The sequence below is a fragment of the Streptomyces inhibens genome, assembly GCF_022221585.1.
GTDB classification, from domain to species: Bacteria; Actinomycetota; Actinomycetes; order Streptomycetales; family Streptomycetaceae; genus Streptomyces; species Streptomyces inhibens.
Genome location: NZ_CP084681.1, coordinates 8,708,248 through 8,731,934, shown reverse-complemented (window position 1 = coordinate 8,731,934; position 23,687 = coordinate 8,708,248). Strand labels below are relative to the sequence as shown.

The window sequence follows — 23,687 nt, the reverse complement described above, 5'->3', positions numbered from 1 at the left end:
GACTGAAGAGGGTGCTGCGGTGCGGCCCCCGGCACGGCAACGGCAGTGGCCCTGCCCGCATCTCGCGGGTGGGGCCATTGCCGTTGCCTTTGGCGTTGTGCGGCGCTGCCCGACACCGTCCTCGGCGTCGGACAGCGTCGCACAGGCGTCAGTAGCGGTTGTGCCGCCCCTGGCCACCGAGGAGGTCGTGCCGCCCCTGGTCGCCGAGGAGCGCCTCGAGGATTTCGCCGGCGACGCGAAGTCCCTCCTGCTCCTTGGGGGTGAGATGGCGGTGGTCGTCGGCGGGCGTCGCCGCGGCGGCGACGCCCGTCGCGAGGAAGCCCGAGACGAGAAGACCGGAGAGAACGACGGTGAGACGACGGAGCATGAGCACTTCCCTACGATGAGTAACGGCTGTGTGCGCTGCCACTTTCCGGGAGCGGAGGGGCCATAGTCATGCGACAGCTCCGAGGGCTGCTGCGAACGGACCAGCGGCACCGCCGTATCGCCGTAGCGGGGAAGTCCCCAACGGCCGAGCCGGGGCCCGTCTCCCGCTCCGCGCGCCCGGCACACCGAGCCACGTATCGATAGTGAATTGGGGCACAATTGCCGCCCTTATGGGCTCAGCCGTAGTGGCCCTCGCCACATTTGGGGAATCCCGCTCCGCACCACCGGGCAGCTGTACAGATAAATCGCCGCCAACCGGCGGGTGAAGTGCCGCCGTAGAGCGGTAATTCCGATGTGAGCCAGGCAACTTATACGCATCGCCGGAACGGGCTTTGAGGCCGCTATCAGGTGACCCGAGGCACGCGATGTATGTCACTTACGAGGCTGCCTAGTCGATGGCGATGCAGCCATTCCGGGTCAACGCAGCGAGAAACGCTTATCACTTCAGGGATCTGGGTTTATCTCACGAAGATGAGTAGTACAGAGCACCATTGCCTCGATTCGGGACGGGCGTTAAACATGGATTCCGACGCACCGAGAGCGAGCTTGCGACTTACGCCCCCAGGGCGAACGCGGCAATGACCTCAGGTGCGCAACGCGCCGCCAAAGAAGGCCGCCTCCCCGTCCCCAGTACCTGGAAGAGGTCACTCTGCATGCCCGGTTTCACCCTGCCCCGCGCTGCCCGCATTACCCGCACCCACAAGATTGCTGTGGCCGTTCTGGCCGCCGCGGGTGCCACCTCGGGCCTGGCCCTGACGTCGGCTCCTGACACCGCTCAGGCCGCTTCGGCGCACGCCCCGGCCGCGGTCAAGCCCGTCAGCGCGAATGGCCTGCCTGCGAAGGCCGCCGACGCCAAGACCGCCCGCCCGGTGTCCGCCTCGGTCGCCGACCACATCAAGGTCACCGCCGTCGCCAAGCAGCACAGCGCCCAGCAGGCCGCCAACCGCTCCACCGAGCGCAAGGCCGTCAAGGACTACCCGAACAACCTCGACGGTTGGATCCGTGAGTCGCTCGACATCATGAAGGCCAAGGGCATCCCCGGCTCCTACGAGGGCCTGCACCGCAACATCATGCGCGAGTCCAGCGGCAACCCCAACGCCGTCAACGACTGGGACATCAACGCCATCAACGGCATCCCGTCCAAGGGCCTGCTGCAGGTGATCCAGCCCACGTTCGACCGCTACCACGTGACCGGCACCGCGAACAAGCTGACCGACCCGGTCGCCAACATCACCGCCGCGGCCAACTACGCGGCCCACCGCTACGGCTCGATCGACAACGTCAACTCGGCCTACTGAGCCGACGGAGCCGAGAGCCGTCGCCGGCACACAGCGGCCGGCCCAGCCGGACAAGGTCATGGGTATGACGGACAACACGAACGAGCCGACAGGCTCGGTATGAGGCAGCTTGCGAAGCGGCGGAATGGCGCGTTCGCCGCTGCGCGGCTGAGCGGGTCCCGGCAGTGCCGGGGCCCGCTTTGCTCTGTCCTGGGGCACGCAGGCCCCGGGAATCCCGGGGCACGAAGGCCCGGAGTGCGGAGGGCGCAGTCCGGAGCGGGCCACGCCGGCCCGGATCGGGGGGCGTGGGTGACCGCTTCTGACCGCCAGACGGGTGAGATGCGGGGCCGGTCGGCGGACTGACGGCCTGTTGGGTCATAGAGTCAGGCGGTTCTGCGTATAAGTCTCTTATCGGCAGAATTCTGCTCAAATGATGCCGAACCTGACTCAACCGAAGGCCTTCGGAGGCATGCGATGCCCTTGCGCAGATCCGGTCCGGCCCGCCGTACAGTCCCCATTGCGGCCGGAACTTTCGTTTCTCTTCTCTCCGTGCTCGCTCTGCCCCTCGCGCTGCCGGGCTCCGCCACGGCGTCGGATGCCGGGAAGAGACCCGCCCACCCCGAGCAGGACTGGATGGGTTCCACCATCGCCGCCCATGAGGGCGGCGACCGGGCCGGTGGTGCCGAGCCACGGGCGTCGTGGTCCCGAAGGGCCGTGGCGGGCGTCGATGTCTCCAGCCACAACGGCAATGTCCGCTGGCAGTCGCTGCGCAAGAAGGGGGTGCGTTTCGCGTACGTCAAGGCCACCGAGGGGACCAGTTACACCAACCCGTACTTCGCTCAGCAGTACAGGGGTTCCTACAGCTCCGGCATGATCCATGGCGCGTACCACTTCGCCCTGCCCGACCACTCCAGCGGCAGCTCACAGGCGAGGTACTTCGCCGACCACGGCGGTGACTGGTCCAGGGACGGCAAGACGCTGCCGGGCGCGCTCGACATGGAGTACAACCCCTACGGGGCGACCTGCTACGGCAAGAGCCACCGGGCGATGGTCAGCTGGATCCACGATTTCGTCCGGACCTACCGGGAGGAGACCGGCCGCGACGCGGTCATCTACACCTCGACCAACTGGTGGAAGCGCTGCACCGGCAACTCCGGCAGGTTCGGCCGGACGAACCCGCTGTGGATCCCGCGCTACGGATCCTCGGTCGGCTCGCTGCCGGCCGGCTGGCGCTACCACAGCATCTGGCAGCACACCTCCTCGGGCCACACGGTCGGCGACCACAACCGCTTCAACGGCTCGTTCACCCGCCTCAAGGTCCTCGCCAACGGGCACTGACCCCGCTCCCGTCCCCCCGCACCCGGCCGGTCCCCGGCGCCGCAGCAGGCGCCGGGGACCGGCCCTTGTTCCGTCCTCTTCCGGCCCGGCCGCGGTGACGCCGGAACTTCGCTGTCGACAACTCCGCCCGGAAAAACGGGAATTCGCGCCGCGGTACAACCATCCACCGTCGGGCCTTGTCCAACACTGCGAAATGACCACGCGACGCACACCACCCGACGGGGGTATTCCCATGAAGCGTTCACGTGCCATCGCAGGATCCGCAGTGCTGGCCGTGGCAGGTCTCGCCACGATGGCTACGGCCACCACCGCTTCCGCCGCTCCGACAGCCGCCGCGTACAACGGGGCCTGCGGCAGCGGATACAGCGTAGTGAATTCCGTACCGGTCACCGGAAAGGGGACCGTGTACCTGACGTACAGCGCAAGGACCGGAAAGAACTGTGTCGTGACGGTGCGGAACAGCCCGGGTAAGCCCGTGTACATGTACACCTATCTCACGGCGACCGACGGCAGTTCCGAATGGGTTTACGACAGCGGTGATTACACCACCTACGCCGGTCCGGTGTATCTGCCCGCAAAGGGCCGGTGCGTGGACTGGGGCGGCTCGATCGAGTCGGTCAGCGTCAGCGTTTCCGGCTCCAACTGCGGCCGGATGGCGCCCGGGGTCGTGACACACCACTGAGCGGCGGACGACGGCGGGTTCCCGGGCAGCGCGCGCCCGGGAACCCGCCCTCGGCGCGCCGGAGCCCGGTCGCGGGACCTCAACCCGCCACCCCCGCAAGGCTCTTGACCGGTGATGACCGCAGCCCCGAGGGTGTTGCGGTCAGCCACTCACGATCTTCGGAGGGTTCGCGTGACGCAGCGCAGATCCCGGTCCGCCGTCGCCGCCGTCGCGGCGGGGGTATTGATACTGGGCGCCGCCACCTCGGCACAGGCCGCTTCGACAACGTTGTCAGGTCGCCCTCATTCGGCCTCGGCCGGCGCGGCGTCGCTGGTCGGAGACCCGACGGGGTATGTCGACCCGCTCATCGGCACCGGCAAGGGCGGCGCGACGGTCGGCGAGATCAACAACTTCCCCGGCGCCGCCGCCCCGTTCGGGATGATGCAGTTCTCCCCCGACACCAAGGACTCCTACGCGGGCTACCAGTACCACAGCGACCGGATCCGGGGCTTCAGCCTGGACCATGCCTCGGTCGGCTGCAGCGCATTCGGCGATGTGCCGATCCTGCCGGTGACCGGAGCGGTCGGCGAGGCACCGTGGGACCGTACGGAGCGCTTCTCGCACGGCGAGGAGCGGGCCGAGCCCGGGTACTACGCCGTGACGCTCAAGGACTCCGGCGTACGGGCCGAGCTGACCGCCGGCACCCGTACCGGCCTGGCCGCCTTTGCCTACCCGGCGGGCAGCGAGGCAAAGGTCCTGGTCAAGGGCGGTGCGAGCTTCGCCGGCAACAAGAAGGCGGAGCTGAAGGTGGTGGGCGACCGGCAGCTGGTCGGCTCCGCCACCACCGGCAACTTCTGCGGCAAGGGCAACACGTACACCCTGCACTACGCGATCACCTTCGACCGGCCGTTCACCGCGCACGGCACCTGGGACGGGAAGACCGTCACCCCGGGCAGTGACGCCGCGCACGCGCCCAAGGCCGGGGCGTATCTGTCCTTCGGCACCGGCGGCGAAGCCGAGCGCACGGTGCGCGCCAAGGTCTCGATGTCGTACGTGGATGTGCCGGGCGCCGAGGCCAATATGCGGGCGGAGGTGCCCGGTTGGGATCTGGCGGCGCTGCGCCGGCAGACCCGGGAACGCTGGCGAACGGCGCTCGGCAGCATCCGGGTGGCGGGCCGGGACGAGGGTGAGCTGAAGACCTTCTACACCGCGCTCTACCACTCGCTGATGCATCCCAACACCTTCAACGACGCCGACGGGCGCTATATCGGCTTCGACGACCGGATCCGCACCCTGCCCCAGGGGCACACCCAGTACGCGAACTTCTCCGACTGGGACACCTACCGGACGCTGGCCCCGCTGCATGCGCTGCTCTTCCCCGACCGGGCGAGCGATATGGCGCAGTCGCTGGTCAACGACGCGGAGCAGGGCGGATGGTGGCCGCGCTGGCCGATGGCCAACGGCTATACGGGGCAGATGACCGGCGACAACTCCGTTCCGCTGATCGCCAATCTGCATGCCTTCGGAGCGACCGGCTTCGATCTCAGGACGGCGCTGAAGTACCTGGTCAAGGGCGCCACGACGGTCGACGACCGACCGGGCGCCTATAAGGAGCGGCCGGACATCGCCCAGTACGTCCGGCGCGGCTATGCCCCGAACAACGATGCCTCCCGCGGTGACCACCAGCGGGTCGGCGGCTCGGTGACCCTGGAATGGGCCATCGACGACTTCGCCATCGGGCAGCTCGCCCAGGCGGCCGGCGACCGGGAGACGGCACGCGCCTTCGCCCGGCGTGGCCAGAACTGGCAAAACATCCTCAACCCCGCCACCGGCTATCTCCAGCCGCGCGGCGAGGACGGCCGCTTCCCGGACGGGCCCGGGTTCGTCCCGCCGCCCGAGGGCAAGTTCGGCCAGGACGGCTTCGACGAGGGCAACGCCGCCCAGTACAACTGGCTGGTACCGCAGAACACCGCCGGTCTGATCGCGGCGATGGGCGGGCGGGCCGCGGCTGCCGAGCGGCTGGACGCGTTCTTCGCGGGCGATCTCAACTCCGGTCCCAACAAACCCACGATGTGGGCGGGCAACGAGGTCAACTTCGGTGTCCCGTGGGTCTACAACCATCTGCGGCAGCCGTGGAAGACCCAGCAGACCGTACGGAAGATCGCCACCACGCTGTTCACGCCGACCCCGGACGGCCAGCCCGGCAATGACGACCTGGGGGCGATGTCCTCCTGGTATGTGTGGGCGGCGCTCGGGCTGTATCCGTCGGCGCCGGGCACCGCCGATCTCACCGTGCACAGCCCGCTGTTCGCACGCGCGGTGCTGGATCTGCCCGGCAGCCGCGACCTGGACATCCGCGCTCCGCAGGCGTCCGCGGGGACGCCGTACGTCCATGACCTGCGGCTCGACGGGCGCAGCTTTGAGAAGACGGCGCTGCCCCGGGACATCATCCGCACCGGCGGCCGGCTGGACTTCACGCTCTCGGACCGGCCGGACACCACCTGGGCCACCTCGGCGGGTTCGGCTCCGCGCTCCTACCGGGACGGCGAGCACGCCTTCCTGGCGAGCGCCACGCCCAACCAGGTCACCGTCGCACCGGGCGGCGGGCCCGGCCGGCTGACCGTCGACGCCCAGCGGCTCGGCGGCCATGACCGCACGCTGAGCGTGTCCACCGATGCGCCGAAGGGGCTCACGGTGTCACCCCGGCACGGTGGACTGCGGCTGGACAAGGAAACCGGCTCGGGGCGGCTGCGGCTGGCCGTCACCGCGGACCCGCACACCCCGGAGGGCTACTACGAGGTGCCGGTGACGGTCACCGGCGGCCCCGGCAGCCGGCCCGTACGCGCCTCGGCGATCGTCCTGGTCGCCGCCCCGAACAGCCTGGCCTCGGCATACGACAACGTGGGCGCGTCCTACGACTCGGACCGGCGGCAGGCCGATTTCGACGGCCGGGGCAACAGTTATTCACGGCAGGCGCTGGCGGCGGCCGGGCTCACGGACGGGGCCCGGACCGAGGTCGCCGGCACGTCGTTCTTCTGGCCCGGATCGCCGCCCGGCCGGGACAACAACGCGGTGGCGGCGGGCCGGCGGCTCGATCTGGGCGCGCGGGCGGCGCACAGCGACCGGCTGACGTTCATCGGCGCCTCCGCGCGCGGCGACCGCCGGGGCACCGCCACGGTGACCTTCACCGACGGGTCCACCGCGTCGGCCGATCTCTCGTTCGGCGACTGGCGGACGGCGGGAGACCGGGCGGGCGGCGGTCCGGTCTTCGGCAACACGGTGGTGGCGCGGAGCGCGTACAGCAACGAGGACGCGGGCCGGGGCCCGGCGGCCTCGGTCTTCGCCACCGAGCCGTTCGAGGTGCCGGCGGGCAAACGGATCGCGTCGGTGACGCTGCCGGATGACGCGGCGCTGCATGTGTTCGCGGTGGGGTTGTCGTGAGTCGTGTCGTGACGGGAGTCATCAGGGTTGCCGTGAGCCCGCTGTCCGCCCCCCCCCGTTCCGGGCACCCCGGCCGTCAGGCCATACCGAGCGCCCGGAGCGCGGACCGCGCCGCGTTGTGGCCGCTCATGCCGTGGGCGCCGGCGCCCGGCGGGGTCGACGCCGAACACAGGAAGACACCGGGGACGCCCGTGCTGTACGGGTCGAGGGCGATACGGGGGCGCATCGTCAGCCGTAGCGGGGTGTTGGCGCCGCCGATGATGTCGCCACCGACGAGGTTGGCATTGCCGCGTTCGAGGTCGGCGGTCGAGGTGGCGGTGAGGGCGACGACGCGCTCGCGGGTGCCCGGTGCGAAGCGCTCGAACTGGGCCAGCATCGCGGCGGTGGCGTCGCCGGTGTAGCCGTGCGGCACATGTGCGTACGCGGAGACGGGGTGGATGTCACCCGCCGAGCGGCCGGGGTCGGCGAGGTACTGCTGGGAGACCAGCAGGAACGGCCGCTCGGGCATCCGCCCGTGGTACATCTCCCGCTCCGCGTACGCGATCTGCTCGAAGCTGCCGCCGAGGTGCACGGTCCCGGCCCGTCGGCAGACCTCGGCGCGCCAGGGCACCCCGCCCTCGACCGCCAGATCGAGCTTGAACGCGCCGGGGGCGGGCCGGTAGCGGGTGTAGGCGCGGCGCACCCGGGGCGGCATCCGGTCGCCGAGCAGATTTGCCGCGGCGGCCGGAGCAAGATCGAGCAACACCGTTGCGGCGGGCGGGAGTTGACCGAGAGACCGGATCGGTACGCCGGTCTCGATCCGGCCACCGGCCTCGATGAGCAGCGCGGCGAGCGCGTCGGCGATGGCGCGGGAGCCGCCCTTGGCCACCGGCCAGCCGTACCGGTGCCCGGCCGCGATGATCATGACTCCTACGGCCGCGCCGGCCGGCTGGCTCAGCGGGCCGAAGAGATGGGCCGCCACGCCACCGAAGAGGCCGCGTCCGGCTTCCGTACGGAAGCGGCGGGCGACCAGGGTGGCGGGCTGCAGGGCGTGCAGGCCGAAGCGGGCGAGGCGGAAGGGGTGCCGGGGTACCTTGACCAGCGGCCGCATGACCTCGTCGGTCAGCACCTCGGCGTCGGCGGCCAGCGGCCCGAACAGCCGTCGCCAGGCGGGCCCGTCGGCGCCGAGCCCCTCGGCCGTGCGCTCGACCGAGCGGTGGAGCGCCCCGGCGGCTCCGGAGTCCACCGGATGCGCCAGATCGATCTCGGGCCAGCACCACTCCAGCCCGTGGGCCGCGAGATCCAGAGTGCGCAGATACGGGGAGCCGGCGCCCATCACATGTGTCGAGGAGCAGTGGTCGAACAGCACGCCCGGCACGGACAGCTCGCCGCTGCGGACGCCGCCGCCGATCTCGTCGGCCGCCTCGAACACCGTCACCCGTAGCCCGCTGCGGGCCAGTGTGACCGCCGCGGCCAGACCGTTCGGCCCGGCGCCCACCACCACTGCTTCGTCGCGCCCGCGCCGGGCCTGTTTCGTCATGGCTCCAGCATGCCAAGGCTCCGGAAATCCGCTGGCGCAGGGGGCGTGTGACGCCCCCTAATGGGCGTCGTTCTCCCGAGCGCCCGTCCCGCGCTACGGATCGCGGCGGATCTCCGACCGAGGAGGAAGCATGCACTCCCGTCTCTCCACAGCAGGTGCGAAACCGGGTGCCGAACCGGGCCCCGGGGGCAAGGACCGGCCGGCCTCGGAATCCGAGCGGTTACTGTTCGGCGGCCGGCTGCGTGATGACCACGCCTGGTCGCGGCATGACGGCGCGTTCGTCGAACTCGGTCTGCGGGCCATGGTGGTGCGACTGCCGCATCTCCTGGCGCTGACCGCGCGGCTGGCGCACCGGGCCGATGCCCGTGCACTGCGGATGGTGGTCGGCGCGGAGACCGGCCGGGGCGTGATGCAGGCCGTGGCCATGGTGAACATCAACGGTGTGCTGGCGGCGCTGCTCGGTACGGGGGCGACCACCGAGCGGCTGCGCAGCGCCGTACCCGCGCTGCTCACCGTGGGTCTGGTCGCGATCGTCGGCACGGTGTTGAAGTCCGTGTCCACGATGGGGACGGGGCGGCTGGAGCCGAAGGTCGAGCGGGTGGCGACGGAGCTGTATCTGGAGGCCGCGCAGAAGGTGGAGATGGCCGCGGTCGAGGACGCGGAGTTCCACAAACGCCTGGAGAGCGCCCGTTTCGGGGCGTCGGCGGCGCGCCGGATGGTCCAGTACAGCGCCTCGGTGATCACCGCGCTGCTGTCGCTGATCGCCGCACTCGGTGTGCTGACGGCACTGCATCCGGCGCTGCTCCCGCTGATCGTCGTCATGACGCTGCCCAGCGCCTGGGCCGCGCTGTCGGTCGCCCGCCGGCACTACCACTCGCACACCGCCTGGATGCAACACGCCCGCGCCGGGCGGCTGTTGAGCGATCTGCTGACGTCCGCGCAGGCCGCCGCCGAGATCCGGGTGCATGGCATCGGCGGCTTTCTGCTGCGGCACTTCCGGCTGATGGCCGAGGACTCCGAGCTGGAGCAGACCCGGCTGGCGCGGCTCGCCGCCCGTACCGGTCTGATCGCGGCGCTGTGGACCGGGGCCGCGACGCTGGCCACCTTCGGGACGCTGGGGTGGCTGCTGTGGAGCAGCGCCATGGCGCTGTCGGTGGGCGGGACCGCGGTGATCGCCATCCGTACGGGATCCGGCGCGCTGGACAGCCTGGTGCGGCAGATCAACCATCTGCATGAGGAGGCCCTGTTCGTCGGCGATCTCGAACATGTGCAGACCGAGGCGGTGGCGCGGGCGATCCCGGTCGAGGGGCGGGCACTGCCGGAGCGGCTGGACGAGATCCGCTTCGAGAACGTCACCTTCACCTACCCCGGCGCCCACTCCCCCGCGCTGCGCGAGCTTGACCTGGTCGTCCCGGCCGGGAAGATCGTGGCACTGGTGGGCAGCAACGTCTCGGGAAAGACCACGGCGGTCAAGCTGCTGTCCGGGCTCTACCTCCCCGACGAGGGGCGGGTCCTGGTGGGCGGCGTACCCACCGCCGCCGTCGACAGGAATGCGCTGTTCTCCCGTGTCTCCACCGTCGGTCAGGACTACTTCCGCTGGCCGTTCACGGCGCGCGCGAATATCGCCATCGGGCGGACGGACGCGCCGCTGACGGATGCCCGGCTGGACGGTGCGGTGCGCTACGCGGACGCCCAGGGCGTGATCGGTGAGATGCCGCGCGGGCTGGACACGCTGCTCGCCCGTGGCTACAAGGACGGCCACAATCTGTCCGGCGGGCAGTGGCAGAAGCTGGCCATCGCCCGTGCGCGCTATCGGGACGGCGAGATCCTCGTGGTCGACGAGCCCACCGCGGCGCTGGACGCGGAGGCCGAGCAGGAGGTGTTCAGCAAGATCCGTCATCTCGCCGCCGACGGCCAGACGATCGTCCTGATCACCCACCGGCTCCATTCGGTCCGGCACGCCGATCTCATCTGCCTCATGGAGCACGGCCGGATCGTCGAACGCGGCACCTTCCAGGAACTGATGGCGCCGACCGCCCCGGGCGGCTTCCGCGCCATGTACGAACTCCAGCGCAGCCAGTTCCAGCCGGAGCCGGCCCGGCCACCGCTGCCCGCCCAGAACGGCCGCGGGGGGGGCGGGAGTTTGACGACAGGGCCCAGGGCCTGTCCGGAGTTCTGATCACGTGGCAGGGAAAAGGGTGGGGCGGGATGATGCTCGGGCTGTTGGCTTGCGGGCGACCGTGACATCGCCCGAGGAGGTGAGACCCATGAACGCTGTATCCGTATGGGTGCTCCCTCTCTTCGTCACGGTCGGGCGATCGACGTAGGTGTCGCCGGGAGCGTCTCGACAACAAGGCACTCCCGAAAGGCAACCACCTATGCATTCCGTAGATTTCACTGCGGAGTCATCGTCGAACGGTGTCGTCGAACGCGACTTCACGGTGGGCGAGGTCACCGGCGTGCTCTGGTCGCCGGCTCCGGCTCCGATCGCGCGCCCCTGGTGCTGTTGGGGCACGGTGGCGGCACGCACAAGAAGTGGCCGGGAATGGTGGGCCGTGCACACCGCCTCGTGACCGGCTGCGGTTTCCACGTCGCCACCATCGACGCGCCCGGTCACGGCGGCCGGCCGCGGACGGCGCATGACGAGCAAGAGATCGCCGCGCTCTATCAGGCGAGGGCGGCGGGCGAGCCGGAAGGCCCGATCGGTTCGAGGCCGACAGCGCGGTCCGGTTCTTCGCCCGGCACCTCGGCCGAGCGGTCACCTCGCCGGCCTGACGTGAGCGGTATCGGCGTCCGGCTTGCCAGTCGGGCGCCGATACCGCGGCCCCCGGTTGAGGCTGCTTCCGGTCGCGGTTACCCGTCCTGACCGGGGCGGCCTTCCTGGCGCGCCAGGGGGGTGGTGGCCCAGCCGTCTTCCAGCAGGGCGAACAGGTCACGTATGGCCCGGGCCGGGTCGTCGCTTGCGCGGGCGAGGCTGGGGGCCTCCACGGCGAAGCGTGCCAGGCCGGTGATGGCAAGGTCGTCCGGGGCCAGCCCAGTGGCATCGGCGAGAGCGGCGGCCAGTGCCTTCTCGTGGCGCGACCACATGCGCCGGGCGTAATCCCGCAACGCGGGGGTGGATTCGACGAGGACGAAAGTGGGGTCGTCGGTCCGCACGGCGGTACGGGTGTGCACCAGGTGGTCACGCAGGGCGTGCAGGACGGGCTGCCCGGGGGCCCGGTCACGAACGGCGGCGACCAGGGCGCTCTCGACGTCCGCGTCCAGGTCGAAGACGAGGGCTTCCTTGCTGGGGAAGTGCTTGAAGAGCGTGCTCAGCGAGACGTCGGCCGCCTCCGCCACGTCGCGGACGCCGACGTTGCCGAAGCCGCGTTCGGTGAACAGCCGCATTGCGGCATCTGCCAGTGCCTGCCTGGTCTGGGCCTTCTTGCGCTCGCGGCGCCCTGTCGTCGTCTCGGCCATGCCCCCACCCTACCCCACTTGAGAGGATTCGATCGCAAAGGCGATCCGCTAGAAAGTCGAATCAGTTGTACTTTTGGAGCTGCTGTGTTTCTGTGGATGAGCGAGCCCCACCGGGACCTCGCTGCCGAAACCCGGGGCGCGTCCCCGCACCGGAACGACTGATCTGCCATGCCCGAAATCGGCCCGTCGCCAGGAAGGAGCCACGACGCAAACGCCATAGACGGTGGAAGCAACCAGCACCAGCACGCCGTCGGAGACCAGCGACCGGCGGACCGTTGCCCAGAAGCACTCTCTCGATCCGTAGAACGGAGCATGACTCTCATGTCCACCACCCCTCGCATCGCGATCATCGGCGCCGGCCCCGGCGGCCTCGTCTGCGCGCGCGTCCTGCAGAAGCACGGCGTGCCGGTCACGGTCTTCGAGCGTGAGAGCGACCTCAACTCCCGCTCGCAGGGCGGCACCCTCGACATCCACGAAGACACCGGCCAGGTCGCCCTGCGCGCAGCCGGACTATTCGACCGGTTCCACGAGCTGTCCCGGCCCGAAGGCCAGCAGTGGCGCCTGTACGACCGTCACGCGACCCTGATACGTCACGACCAGGCCGACGAGAGCGATCTGAGCAGGCCCGAGATCGACCGCGGCCAGTTGCGCACCCTCCTGCTGGACTCCCTCACCCCCGGCACGGTCCGCTGGGGTCACTGTGCAAGGGCCGTCACCCCGCTGCCCCACGGCGCTGCCCGCCTGCACCACCACGACCGCACCGTCGAGGACTTCGACCTGGTCATCGGCGCCGACGGCGCCTGGTCCCGAGTACGCCCCGCGCTCTCCGACGCCCAACCCTCCTACGCCGGTGTCACGATGGTGGAAGTCCACTTCAACGACGTCGACCACCGTCACCCTGGCATCGCCCGCCTGGTCGGTGGCGGCACCATGTCGGCGAAGGCGGGCCGCCGCAGCCTGGTGTTGCAGCGCAACAGCAACGGACACGTCCGCGGCTACATCATCTTCCGCGGGCCCCAGGACTGGCACGCCGGCCTCGACCTCGACGACACCGCATCCGTACGCGCCCGCCTCCTTGCCCAGTACCAGGGCTGGGACGAGAGTTTGCTGGACATCCTGCGCGACAACGAGGGCGGTTTCATCAACCGCCCCATGTTCGTCCTTCCCGTTCCCCACATGTGGCAGCGCGTCCCCGGCATCACCCTGCTCGGCGACGCCGCCCACCTGATGCCGCCCGTCGGCGTCGGCGCCAACCTCTCCCTGCTCGACGGCGCCGAACTCGCCCGGTCCGTCATCGGCCACCCCACCATCGACCAGGCCCTCGACGCCTACGAAAGCGTCATGCTGCCCCGCGCCCTCGACAACGCGAAGACCGCCCAGGAGATGCTCACCGCCCTCATACCCGACACGGACTCCGACGCCGCCGTCTTCCCCCACACCGTCTGGTCGGCCAGTACCCGCCCCGACTCGGGCCCCGCTCACACCAGTTGAGCCCGGCCCACAGCGCATCTGCAGGTTCTCCAACCGCCCCCCGCTCCCGCCGACCGGACGGTCCACCGAGCGCGACACAAAGCCGGGACAGTGGGCGGCGGTCTCCCCGGCCGCCCACCGATCGCGCGCGGCCCGTCGTGCGCCGACCGGTCGATGCCGCCGCGCACCAGGTATGCCGAGCAGGCGTCAACACGCCCGATTTCGGCGACGTGCCGTCGCGGCTGTTGCCGGAACCGCGGCCCGCGGGATCGTGCTTCTCGTAGCCGGGGTGCTCGCTCATCTCCGCGTCCAGGGCCCGTTCCGACATGCTCCGGACCAGATTGATCACGACTCCAAACAGGTCCTAGTGCGCGTCGCGTTCGGCCGCCGCGGCGGCCGCGATGTTGCGGGCCATTCCGCCGAACACCGCGGCGTGGAAGGGCGAGACGCACCACCAGTACGCGTGGCCGGTCAGGCCGTGCGGATGGAACAGGGCCCGCTGGCGGTAGCGCGTACGGCCGAGGGCGTCGCGGCCGACGGTCATCTCCAGCCAGGCCAGGCCGGGGAGCCGCATTTCGGCGCGCAGTCGCAGCAGGCGGCCCGGTTCGACCTCCTCGACGCGCCAGAAGTCGAGCGAGTCGCCGACCCGCAGCCGGCCGGCGTCCCGTCGGCCGCGGCGCAGCCCCACGCCGCCGACCAGCCGGTCCAGCCAGCCGCGCACCGCCCACAGGAGCGGGAAGGAGTACCAGCCGTTGTCCCCGCCGATGCCTTCCACCACCCGCCACAGCGCCTCGGGCGAAGCGTCCACGGTCTGTTCGCGCCGGTCGGTGTAGAGGCTGCCGCCGGCCCAGTCGGGGTCGGTGGGCAGCGGATCGCTGGGCGCGCCGGGCACCGCGGCGTTGGACCAGCGGGTGCTGACCTCGGCGTCCCGTACGCGGCGCAGCGCCAGTTCCAGCGCGTCGTCGAAGGCGAGGGGGTGGCCGGGCGGGTCCGGGTCGGGGACGTAGCGGGCGATGTCGTGCTCGTGGCAGACGACTTCGTAGCGCAGTGATGCGGCGAGCGGCCGCGCGATGCCCGGTGGCACGGGTGTGACCAGGCCGATCCAGAGGCTGGACAGGCGTGGGGTGAGCATCGGCACGGGGAGGATCAGGCGTTCGGGCAGCGCGGCGACCCGTGCGTAGCGCTGCATCATGTCGCGGTAGCTGAGGATGTCGGGTCCGCCGAGGTCGAAGGCCCGGCTGACGTCGTCGGGCAGCTCGGCGCAGCCCACGAGGGTGCGCAGCACATCGCGGACGGCGACCGGCTGGATGCGGGTACGGACCCAGCCGGGGGTGACCATGACCGGCAGCCGTTCGGTGAGATAGCGCAGCATCTCGAACGAGGCCGAGCCGGAGCCGATGATGACGGCGGCGCGCAGTACGGCGGTGGGGACGCCGGACGCCAGCAGGATCCGCCCGACCTCGGTGCGGGAGCGGAGGTGGGGTGACAGGTCCGCTTCGGGGACGCCTTCCGGGGTGAGTCCGCCGAGGTAGACGATTCGGCGCACATCGGCCGCGCGGGCCTCGCGGGCGAAGATCTGGGCGGCCCTGCGGTCGGTCTCCTCGAACCGCCGGCCGCTGCCGAGCGCGTGCACGAGGTAGTACGCGACGTCGACGCCGGCCATCGCGGTTCGGACCGCGTCGGGGTCGGTGACATCGCCGCGCAGCACCTCGGTCCGTCCGGCCCAGGGGTGGTCGCGGAGTTTCTCCGGCGTCCTGGCGAGCGCGCGTACGGCGTATCCGGCCGCGAGCAGCTCGGGGACCAGGCGGCCGCCGATGTAGCCGGTGGCGCCGGTGACCAGGGCGAGCGGGCGGGACCTCGGCGGGGGCGGTGAGATGGCTTCGCCGTTGTCGGCCATGAACGCGGCCTCCTCCGGCTCGCGGCAGCACGGGATGAGCCTGCCCGCCCAGTGTGTCACCGGCTCCCCCACCGGGCATCACGGCGCGGCGCCGGTGCACGTCCCGCGCATATCCGGCGTCGCCGCAGGTCAGCGCGGAGGGCGCGCTCCGGTGCTCTCCCGTGCCTCCAGATGCGGCAGTTCGCCCTGCACGGTGCGCAGCGGTCCGCCGTCGAGGACGGCGAGGAGTTCCTGGGCGGCGAGCCTGCCGAAGCCGGGGGTGTCGCGGACGAGCGCGGTCAGCCGGGGGTGGGTGACCCGGCACAGCGCCGAGTCGTCCCAGGCCACGATCGACAGCGCGCCCGGTACGGGGATTCCGCGCTCGGCGGCCACCGAGGCGCCGGCCACGGCCATCACATCGTTGTCGTAGATGATCGCCGTGGGCGGCGGTGCGGCGTCCAGGATGCGGCGGGTGGCTTCGGCTCCCTCGGCGTCGGAGTAGTCGGTGGTCACGGAGTGGACGTGCCGTTCGTCGAGACCCCGCAGATCCGCTTCGGTGCGCAGCGAGCGGATCCGGCGTTCGGTGTGGGCGAGGCCGGGCATCCCCGCGACGTGCACGATGCGGCGGTGTCCGAGGCCGTAGAGGTGGTCGAGGACGCGGGCCATGGCCTTGGCGTCGTCGGCCCAGACGGTGGAGAGCAGCGGGGGCGGGTGGGCGGCGGCCGGGGCGGGGGTCGCCGACACCGCCGGCCCGGGGGTCGCCGGCTCGGTGGTCGCCGGTCCGCCGACGACGACGGCGGGCAGGCCGAGGGAGGCGAGCAGCTCCGGCCGCGGATCCTCGGTACGCGGGTCGACCACCAGGACTCCGTCCACCCGCCGTTCGGCCCACCAGCGGCGGTAGAGCGCGCATTCGGTGTCGAGGTCCTCGACGACCTGGAAGAGCAGCGCGATCTTCCGTGCGGAGAGCACCTCCTGGATGCCGGAGACGAGCTGGAGGAAGAAGGACTCCACGCCGAGGGTCTGCGCGGGGCGGGCGAGCACCAGCCCCATGGCGCCGGCGCGTTCGCCGGACAGCGCCCGGGCGGCGCTGTTGGCCTGCCAGCCGAGCTCCTCGGCGACGCGTCGTACCCGGGCGCGGGTGTCCTGGGAGACGCCCGGCCGGTCGTTGAGCGCGAACGAGACGGCGCTCTCCGACACGCCGGCCCGGCGGGCGATGTCCTTGATCGTCGGCCGGCGCGCCGGCTTACGGCGGGCGGCCTCACCGGGCGCTGTCATGGCGGGCTCTCCTCGACCTAAACCGCATTAGTGCGCTCCAGTGTGATCAGCGCCGGGTGGCATGTCAAACCCTGTGCGGGCTCCCGGAAGCAGGCCCACCTACCAGCGGTGATCAGGGGAGTTCACCACCGGGCCCGCCAGGGTATTGACACCTACTAAAACGCATTAGTACCGTCTGCCGCATCGTCGCTGGAGGACTCACGGAATACCCGACAGTCGAGGCACATGTACGCCGCTTTGCGACTGCCGAAAATCATCCGCGCACCTTCTCTATTTCTCCGCGCGACAATTCATTTGTGTCTGGTCCGAGCAAAGGAGCCCGCCAGTCATGCATATATCCCGCCGAGCAGCCGCCACCACCGCGGCCCTGGTCACCTCGGCGCTTGCCCTGACCGCATGCGGGTCCTCGGGGGGATCCGGCGGATCGGACAGCGCTTCGGGGAAGGTCGAGGGGCAGGTCACCTTCCAGACCTGGAACCTCAAGGCCAATTTCAAGGATTACTTCGAGGGGGTCATCGCGGCCTTCGAGAAGAAATATCCGGACGCCAAGGTCAAGTGGGTGGACCAGCCCGCAGAGGGGTATCCGGAAAAGCTGAGCGCGGACGCCGCCGGAGGCACGCTGCCCGATGTCGTCAATGTGTCGCCGGATCTCACCTATCCGCTGGCCAAGGCCGGGCTCGCGCTCGATCTGGAAAAGGCAGCCGGGAAATACCGCGGCGAGTATCTCGACGGGGCGTGGCAGAGCCAGCAGATGCCGGGCATGAAGGGCGTCTATGCCTTTCCCTGGTATCTGAACACCGGGCCGATGTTCTACAACAAGGAGCTCTTCAAGAGGGCCGGGCTCGATCCGGAGCGGCCGCCGACGACCTACGGCCAGCTCTTCAAGGACGCCGTGTCGATGGCGAAGAAGAGCGGGCGGAAGATCGCGATGCTCGCCGGCACCCCGTCGATCGAGGACTTCGGGCGCTATGGCGTGCGGCTGATGAACGCGCAGGGCACGGAGTTCACCTTCAACGAGCCCAAGGGCGTCGAGCTGCTGGAGCACTACAAGGAGCTGTATGCGGCCGGGGCGCTGGACTCGCAGGCGCTGACCGCGCAGGCCGAGTCGTCCGGGCGCAAGTTCCAGCAGCAGTCCGTCGCCATGAATCCGGGCAGCGCACTCGATCTGGAGAACTTCAAGAAGGAGGCGCCGAGCCTCTATCGGCATATCGGCATCACGGACGCGGTCAACAACACCGGCAAGGCCAATATGTATGTCCAGGGCCTGATGGTGAACGCACAGAGCAAGGTGAAGCCGGCGGCGGTGGCGTTCGCGCACTTCGTCACCGACAAGAAGAATCAGATGGCCTTCGCCAAGGAAGTCACGATCTTCCCGAGCACCAAGGGTTCGCTGGACGACCCGTACTTCACCAAGGAGGACGGCACCGATGCGACCCGGGTGCGGGTGGCCTCGGCCAAGTCGCTGAAGACCGCGGTGAATTACACCCCGGTGCTGCTCAGCGACCAGATGAAGACCTTGCTGCGCAATGCGGTGGCCAAGGCAGTACAGGGCAAGGAGTCCCCCAAGGCGGCGCTGGACGGTGCGGTCGCCGAGTGCAATCGCCTGCTCAAGACGGGCTGAGGCCGAGACTCGCCATGAAGACCGAAACGACGCCGCGGAGCCGGGGCACGACGGCCCTTTCGCGATCCGCCGCTCCCCCGCGCGCCGCGGCGCAGCGGCGGGCCCGTGGAATCCGTACGCATCTGCCGTCCAGCCCCTGGCTGTTTCTCGCTCCCGGTCTGCTGATCGTCGCCGCCTTCAGCCTCTATCCGTTCCTGAGCACGGTGACGCATTCCTTCACCGACGCACGCACCCTCACCGAGGGGCAGTTCGTCGGCGGCGCCAATTACCGGGAGCTGATCCATGACGCGATGTTCTGGACGGGGCTGCGCAACAGCCTGCTTTACGTCCTGGGCGTCGTGCCACTGCTGGTGCTGCTGCCTCTGCTGCTGGCCATGCTGGTGCAGCGGCACATCCCCGGGATCACCTTCTTCCGGGCCGCGTTCTACACGCCGGTGGTCGCCTCCGTCGTGGTGGTCGGTCTGATCTGGGTGTGGCTGCTGGACGACCGGGGGCTGATCAACGCACTGCTGGAGAGCCTGGGATTCGGCAAGGTCGGCTTTCTCGGCGATCCCTGGCTGTTGCTGCTCAGTGCGATGGCGGTCACGGTCTGGAAGGGCCTCGGCTACTACATGATCATTTATCTGGCGGCGCTGGCCAACGTCCCCAGGGAGCTGCACGAGGCGTGCGCGGTCGACGGTGCGGGGGCGGTGCGCCGCTTTCTGACCGTCACGGTGCCAGCGGTGCGCTCCACGATGGTGCTGGTGGCCGCGCTCTCCTCGGTGAACGCCTTCAAGGTGTTCTCCGAGGTCTATCTGATGGCCGGTCCGACCGGCGGCCCCGGCGGCGAGGACACCACGTTGGTGATGCTCGTCCAGCAGGTCGGTACCGGCCTCAGCGGCCGGGTCGGCTATGCCTCAGCGCTGTCCGTCGTGGTCTTCGCCATCACGCTCGGGCTGATGCTGCTGGTGCTGCGCGCCAACCGTAAGGAGGACGCATGAGTACCCTCGCCCGGCGCGAGCCCGTCCGGCGGGCGAAGGGGGAGCGTGCCGAGCGGCGGCGGATGCCGTGGTGGCAGCTGCTGCTCCGATATCTGCTGCTGCTCGCCGTGCTAGCACTGACCGTCGGGCCGTTCCTGTGGCAGCTGTCCACGTCCCTCAAGGGCGCCGGCGAGGACATCTACCGCTATCCGCCGAGCCTGATTCCGCACGAGCCCACAGGGGCCAACTACGCGGGCGTGGCAAGGATCATCCCGGTCTGGGACTTCGCGCTGAACTCCCTCAAGGTGGCCGCCACCAATGTGCTCACCAACTGCGCGGGCGCGGCGCTCGCGGGCTACGCACTGGCCCGGATGCGCTTCAAGGGCCGTAGGACCGCACTGGTCGCCTTCATCATGGCGATGCTGGTGCCGGTCGAGAGCATCATGATCGCCCAGTTTGTGACGATGCGGGAACTGCAGCTCAACAACACCCTGCTCGGCGTGGTGCTGCCCGGCTGCATCGGCGCGATGAATGTGCTGCTGATGCGTAACGCCTTCGCGGGCCTGCCGTACGAGGTCGAGGAGGCCGCGTACGTCGACGGCGCCAACGCCTGGCAGCGGTTCGTACGGATCGCGCTGCCGTCGGTCAAGGGCACCCTCGCGGTCGTGGCGATCTTCGCCTTCATGGGGGCCTGGGACGACTTCCTGTGGCCGCTGATCGTGCTGAGCGACCAGTCGAAGTTCACCCTGACCATCGGCCTGAACTTTCTGCACGGCACCTTCGCGGACAATCAGCGGCTGGTCGCGGCCGGCACCGTCATCGCCGTCCTGCCGCTGATCGTGCTCTTCGCCTGTCTGCAGCGCTACTTCTTCCGCGGCGTCGGCGAGGGCGCCGTCAAGGGCTGACCCCACCGCACCCGCGCTCCCCCGCTCCCTCACTCACAGGAAGCCCGATGCCCGTGCAGGACACCGCCGCCGCCCCGCTCCGTTTCGGCGCCAACTACACGCCCACCCAAGGCTGGTTCCACCACTGGCTGGACTTCGATCTCGACGCGGTACGCGCCGACCTCGACTCCATCGCCGCCCTCGGCCTGGACCACATCCGGGTCTTCCCGCTCTGGCCGCTCTTCCAGCCCAACCGCACCCTCATCCGGCCGCGCGCCGTGGAACAGCTGGTGCAGCTGGCGGACGCCGCGGCCGAACGCGGTCTGGACGTCAATGTCGACGGGCTGCAGGGCCATCTGTCGAGCTTCGACTTCCTGCCCGCCTGGACGCAGACCTGGCACCGCCGCAATCTCTTCACCGACCCCGAGGTGCTGGCCGGCCAGGAGGAGTATCTGCGGACGCTGGCGGCCGCGCTCGCCGACCGGCCCAACTTCCTCGGGATGACGCTCGGCAACGAGATCAACCAGTTCTCGGACGGCCCGCACCCGGACCCGGACCGCATCACCGACGAGCAGGCCACGGCCTGGCTGGAGCGGATGCTGGCGGCGTGCGAGCGGGGCGCGCCGGGACGGATGCATCTGCATGCCGAGTACGACGCCGCCTGGTACCGCGACGGCCATCCGTTCACCCCCGCCCAGGCGGCCCGGCTGGGCGCCGTCACGGCCGTGCACTCCTGGGTGTTCAACGGCACCGCGCAGCGGCACGGCCCGACGGGCACCGCGACCGAGCAGCACGCCGCGTATCTCATCGAGCTGTCCAAGGCCTGGGCCGAGGATCCGCACCGCCCGGTGTGGCTCCAGGAGGTCGGCGCCCCCGCGCCGCACATCCCCGAGGAGCAGGCGGCGCACTTCACCGAGGCCACCGTCGCGGGCGCCCTGGACTGCCCGGACCTCTGGGGCATCACCTGGTGGTGTTCGCACGATGTGTCACGGTCGCTCGCGGACTTCCCCGAGCTGGAGTACGGGCTCGGGCTGCTCGCCAACGACCGTACGGTCAAGCCGGCGGGGAAGGCGATCGCGGCACTGACCGAGCGGTGGCGTGGCCGCGCTCACCGTCCGCCGGTGCGCAGCACCGCGCTGGTCGTCGACGCCGGCGGGGCCGGGCCCGCGCCGCACCGCTCGGTGTGCGCGCCCGGCGGCCCGGTCTTCGACGCCTGGGCCGAACTCACCGCCCAGGGTGCCCGGCCGACTCTCGTACTGGCCGAACTCGCCGCCGACGGCGCACATTTGACGTCCCGTGGCATCACCGAGGTCTGCACACCCGACGAGGTCGGCCGCACCGTGCGCCGGCCCTCGCGATCCGTTCCCCACCGGAGGAGCACCTCATGAACCGGCAACCCAGGCCCGTCCCCCGTCGTCGTGTGCTGCTGGCCGGGGCGGGCGCCGCGGCCGCCCTGTTCGGGCCGCCCCTGGCAGGCGGCCCGGCGGTGGCCGCGGGCCGTCGCCGTGCCCGCGCCGCCGGCTCCCTGCAGCCGTACGCCTCGTACTGGTTCCCCGACTCGCTGCCGTCGGGCACGCCCGGGGACGGCATCACCTGGCGGAGCCTGAAGGCCTGGTCGCCCGGGAGCGACCGGGACCTGGCGTTCAACACGGCGACCGTGCCGCTCGCCGAGCGGTTCACCCCGGTCCCGGCGAACACCACGGCCCGCGCCGGCCAGGCCCGGATCAGCGCGCTCGCGGCCTTCGACCACACCGCGGGCAACCCGTCGCAGGGCTCGGCCACCGCGGACTACTACGCGCCGACCCACTGGGCGTACCTCGACGAGCTGGTCTTCTGGGGCGGCTCCTCGGGCGAGGGTCTGATCCTGGCGCCGAACGCCCCGGTCGTCGATGCCGCGCACCGCAACGGCGTCCCCGTACTGGGCACCGTCTTCCTCCCGCCGGTCGCCTACGGCGGGCAGTTGCGCTGGACCCGCGACCTGGTGCAGAAGGACGCGGCGGGGCGCTTCCCGCTCGCCGCGAAGCTGGTGCAGGTCGCCACGGCGTACGGCTTCGACGGCTGGTTCATCAACGCGGAGACCGATGGCGGTGACGCCGCGCTCGCCGCCGACATGCAGGCGTTCCTGCGGGCGCTGCGCACCGCAGGCGCCGGGCGCGGGCTGCGGATCACCTGGTACGACGCGATGAACCGGACCGGCCGGGTCGGCTGGCAGGGCGCGCTCAACGAGCTCAATCAGCCGTTCTTCCAGGACACGGCCGGACCGGTGGCCGACTCGCTGTTCGTGGACTTCCGCTGGAGCGCCCGGCGGCTGGCGGACTCGGGCCGGCTGGCCGGCCAACTGGGCCGCAGCCGGTACGAGTTGTGGGCCGGTGTCGATGTCGAATCGGCGGGCTGGGACTCCGACACCGACTGGGACGCGATCATCCCCGGCGAGGGCGACCATATCGTCTCGTACGGCTTCTACCGGCCCGAGTGGACCCTCAACCACCTTCCCGCGGGGCGTACCCCGGACCAGTTCCATGCCGCGGACGACCGGTTCTGGTCCGGCGAGAGCCTCGATCCGACCAGAACCGGCGGCACGGACGGCGGCTGGCGGGCGCCGGCCACCGCGGTCGCCGACCGCTCCACGCTCACCGCGCTGCCCTTCGCCACCACCTTCAACACCGGTCATGGCCTGCGCTGGTACGAGGACGGCTCGGCCACCTCCGACGCCCCCTGGAACCATCTGGGGCTACAGGACCGGTTGCCGCCGCGGCGCTGGGCGGTGCGGACCACGGGCCGGCGCCCGGACGTCGCACTGGACTTCGCCGATGCCTGGCGCGGCGGCAGCAGTCTGCTGGTGCGCGGCGCGCTCGACGCGCCCGCCACGCTGGACCTGTTCCCCGCCCGGCTGCCCGCCGGCGCCACCACGGTCCTCGATCTCACCCATCGCGCCGACCCGTCGTCGGGGCCGGTGACCGTCGAGGTGGCGGTCGCACGGCAGGATGCGCCGGCGCCCGGCGAGCCCGCCCCGTACACCTATCTGCCGGCCGGGACCGTCGAGCCGGGCGACGGCTGGCGCACCGTCTCCCTGCGGCTCGGTGCGTCCAGCGCCGACCCCCTCCGTGCGCTGGGTGTGCGGCTGACCGGCCACGACGGCGCCGCGGTGGCCTGGCGGCTGGGGGCGCTCTCGGTCCACGACACCACCGGGTCCCCCGCCGCACCCAAGGGGCTGAAGGTCCTGGACACCGCCACCGCGGACGGGGCGGTATCGCTGCGGCTCAGCTGGCAGCGCGCCGCCGGCCAGGTGCGCCACTACGAGCTGCACCGCCGGCTTCCGGACGGCAAACGGCAGTTCCTCGGCGGGACCTGCGGCACGGCCTTCTACGTGCCGGGCCTGCGGCGCGTACAGAACGAGCCGGCCGCCCGGCTCGAAGTACGTGCCGTGCACGAACTGTTCACCGTCTCGGATCCGGCGAAGACCCAACTCCCCTGGTAATTC

At 70.7% G+C, this 23,687-nt stretch carries 16 protein-coding genes and 1 pseudogene; 12 read left to right on the top strand and 5 right to left on the bottom strand.

Annotated elements, in window-relative coordinates; all coding sequences use genetic code 11:
* Positions 1-148 precede the first annotated feature (148 nt).
* Positions 149-367 (bottom strand): hypothetical protein, encoded by a 219-nt coding sequence (locus KI385_RS39070; protein WP_238576751.1) that lies wholly within the window; start codon positions 365-367, stop codon positions 149-151.
* A gap of 712 nt (positions 368-1,079) precedes the next feature.
* On the opposite strand from KI385_RS39070, the gene KI385_RS39065 reads away from it, so the two are divergent.
* The 4 genes from KI385_RS39065 (at position 1,080) to KI385_RS39050 (ending at position 7,143) form a co-directional block, all read left to right on the top strand.
* Entirely contained in the window at positions 1,080-1,724 is a 645-nt protein-coding gene (locus KI385_RS39065; RefSeq protein WP_238576750.1) for a transglycosylase SLT domain-containing protein, read from the top strand.
* A 453-nt stretch (positions 1,725-2,177) separates the two neighbouring features.
* The gene (locus tag KI385_RS39060; protein WP_238576749.1) at positions 2,178-3,041 is read left to right on the top strand and encodes a lysozyme; all 864 of its coding nucleotides are present in this window, start codon (positions 2,178-2,180) and stop codon (positions 3,039-3,041) included.
* A gap of 232 nt (positions 3,042-3,273) precedes the next feature.
* Positions 3,274-3,723, top strand: a complete 450-nt coding sequence (locus KI385_RS39055; RefSeq protein WP_238576748.1) for a spore-associated protein A — start codon at positions 3,274-3,276, stop codon at positions 3,721-3,723.
* A gap of 171 nt (positions 3,724-3,894) precedes the next feature.
* Positions 3,895-7,143, top strand: coding sequence for a GH92 family glycosyl hydrolase (locus tag KI385_RS39050; RefSeq protein WP_238576747.1), 3,249 nt, complete (start codon positions 3,895-3,897; stop codon positions 7,141-7,143).
* 76 nt (positions 7,144-7,219) lie between these two features.
* Here KI385_RS39050 and KI385_RS39045 read toward each other — a convergent pair whose 3' ends face one another.
* A complete protein-coding gene (locus KI385_RS39045; protein WP_238576746.1) occupies positions 7,220-8,662 on the bottom strand; it encodes a phytoene desaturase family protein in 1,443 nt (480 codons plus the stop codon).
* A gap of 130 nt (positions 8,663-8,792) precedes the next feature.
* On the opposite strand from KI385_RS39045, the gene KI385_RS39040 reads away from it, so the two are divergent.
* Both KI385_RS39040 and KI385_RS39035 read left to right on the top strand, forming a co-directional pair.
* Complete coding sequence (locus KI385_RS39040) at positions 8,793-10,841, top strand: ABC transporter ATP-binding protein (protein ID WP_238576745.1); 2,049 nt, start codon at positions 8,793-8,795, stop codon at positions 10,839-10,841.
* Positions 10,842-11,040: 199 nt separating this feature from the next.
* A pseudogene (locus tag KI385_RS39035) lies at positions 11,041-11,366 on the top strand (alpha/beta fold hydrolase); the annotation flags it as partial.
* Positions 11,367-11,515: 149 nt separating this feature from the next.
* Here KI385_RS39035 and KI385_RS39030 read toward each other — a convergent pair.
* Positions 11,516-12,121, bottom strand: a complete 606-nt coding sequence (locus tag KI385_RS39030; protein WP_238576744.1) for a TetR/AcrR family transcriptional regulator — start codon at positions 12,119-12,121, stop codon at positions 11,516-11,518.
* Between the two features lie 321 nt (positions 12,122-12,442).
* Here KI385_RS39030 and KI385_RS39025 point away from each other — a divergent pair, with 321 nt between their 5' ends.
* Complete coding sequence (locus tag KI385_RS39025) at positions 12,443-13,612, top strand: FAD-dependent oxidoreductase (RefSeq protein WP_238576743.1); 1,170 nt, start codon at positions 12,443-12,445, stop codon at positions 13,610-13,612.
* 343 nt (positions 13,613-13,955) lie between these two features.
* On the opposite strand, the gene KI385_RS39015 is transcribed toward KI385_RS39025, so the two are convergent.
* Together KI385_RS39015 and KI385_RS39010 are read right to left on the bottom strand one after the other, a co-directional pair.
* Entirely contained in the window at positions 13,956-15,488 is a 1,533-nt protein-coding gene (locus KI385_RS39015) for an SDR family oxidoreductase (protein ID WP_238576742.1), read from the bottom strand.
* Positions 15,489-15,617: 129 nt separating this feature from the next.
* Positions 15,618-16,742, bottom strand: a complete 1,125-nt coding sequence (locus tag KI385_RS39010) for a LacI family DNA-binding transcriptional regulator (protein ID WP_238576741.1) — start codon at positions 16,740-16,742, stop codon at positions 15,618-15,620.
* Positions 16,743-17,070: 328 nt separating this feature from the next.
* Between KI385_RS39010 and KI385_RS39005 the strand changes: the two genes are divergently transcribed.
* From KI385_RS39005 to KI385_RS38985, 5 genes are read left to right on the top strand one after another with little or no spacing between them, the layout of a single operon-like run.
* Complete coding sequence (locus tag KI385_RS39005; RefSeq protein WP_238576740.1) at positions 17,071-18,363, top strand: ABC transporter substrate-binding protein; 1,293 nt, start codon at positions 17,071-17,073, stop codon at positions 18,361-18,363.
* 14 nt (positions 18,364-18,377) lie between these two features.
* Entirely contained in the window at positions 18,378-19,343 is a 966-nt protein-coding gene (locus KI385_RS39000; RefSeq protein WP_238576739.1) for a carbohydrate ABC transporter permease, read from the top strand.
* Complete coding sequence (locus KI385_RS38995; RefSeq protein ID WP_425357028.1) at positions 19,340-20,227, top strand: carbohydrate ABC transporter permease; 888 nt, start codon at positions 19,340-19,342, stop codon at positions 20,225-20,227. The genes KI385_RS39000 and KI385_RS38995 overlap by 4 nt, the downstream gene beginning before the upstream one ends.
* A gap of 47 nt (positions 20,228-20,274) precedes the next feature.
* Positions 20,275-21,594 (top strand): glycoside hydrolase 5 family protein, encoded by a 1,320-nt coding sequence (locus KI385_RS38990; protein ID WP_238576738.1) that lies wholly within the window; start codon positions 20,275-20,277, stop codon positions 21,592-21,594.
* Positions 21,591-23,684 (top strand): endo-beta-N-acetylglucosaminidase, encoded by a 2,094-nt coding sequence (locus KI385_RS38985; RefSeq protein ID WP_238576737.1) that lies wholly within the window; start codon positions 21,591-21,593, stop codon positions 23,682-23,684. Before KI385_RS38990 ends, KI385_RS38985 begins: the two co-directional genes overlap by 4 nt.
* Positions 23,685-23,687: the final 3 nt, after the last annotated feature.

Excerpts from the sequence above, each read along its gene's own strand:
- KI385_RS39070 (WP_238576751.1), bottom strand. The coding sequence starts at position 367 with ATGCTCCGTCGTCTCACCGTCGTTCTCTCCGGTCTTCTCGTCTCGGGC.
- KI385_RS39065 (WP_238576750.1), top strand. The coding sequence starts at position 1,080 with ATGCCCGGTTTCACCCTGCCCCGCGCTGCCCGCATTACCCGCACCCAC.
- KI385_RS39060 (WP_238576749.1), top strand. The coding sequence starts at position 2,178 with ATGCCCTTGCGCAGATCCGGTCCGGCCCGCCGTACAGTCCCCATTGCG.
- KI385_RS39055 (WP_238576748.1), top strand. The coding sequence starts at position 3,274 with ATGAAGCGTTCACGTGCCATCGCAGGATCCGCAGTGCTGGCCGTGGCA.
- KI385_RS39045 (WP_238576746.1), bottom strand. The coding sequence starts at position 8,662 with ATGACGAAACAGGCCCGGCGCGGGCGCGACGAAGCAGTGGTGGTGGGC.
- KI385_RS39040 (WP_238576745.1), top strand. The coding sequence starts at position 8,793 with ATGCACTCCCGTCTCTCCACAGCAGGTGCGAAACCGGGTGCCGAACCG.
- KI385_RS39030 (WP_238576744.1), bottom strand. The coding sequence starts at position 12,121 with ATGGCCGAGACGACGACAGGGCGCCGCGAGCGCAAGAAGGCCCAGACC.
- KI385_RS39025 (WP_238576743.1), top strand. The coding sequence starts at position 12,443 with ATGTCCACCACCCCTCGCATCGCGATCATCGGCGCCGGCCCCGGCGGC.
- KI385_RS39015 (WP_238576742.1), bottom strand. The coding sequence starts at position 15,488 with ATGGCCGACAACGGCGAAGCCATCTCACCGCCCCCGCCGAGGTCCCGC.
- KI385_RS39010 (WP_238576741.1), bottom strand. The coding sequence starts at position 16,742 with ATGACAGCGCCCGGTGAGGCCGCCCGCCGTAAGCCGGCGCGCCGGCCG.
- KI385_RS39005 (WP_238576740.1), top strand. The coding sequence starts at position 17,071 with ATGCATATATCCCGCCGAGCAGCCGCCACCACCGCGGCCCTGGTCACC.
- KI385_RS39000 (WP_238576739.1), top strand. The coding sequence starts at position 18,378 with ATGAAGACCGAAACGACGCCGCGGAGCCGGGGCACGACGGCCCTTTCG.
- KI385_RS38995 (WP_425357028.1), top strand. The coding sequence starts at position 19,340 with ATGAGTACCCTCGCCCGGCGCGAGCCCGTCCGGCGGGCGAAGGGGGAG.
- KI385_RS38990 (WP_238576738.1), top strand. The coding sequence starts at position 20,275 with ATGCCCGTGCAGGACACCGCCGCCGCCCCGCTCCGTTTCGGCGCCAAC.
- KI385_RS38985 (WP_238576737.1), top strand. The coding sequence starts at position 21,591 with ATGAACCGGCAACCCAGGCCCGTCCCCCGTCGTCGTGTGCTGCTGGCC.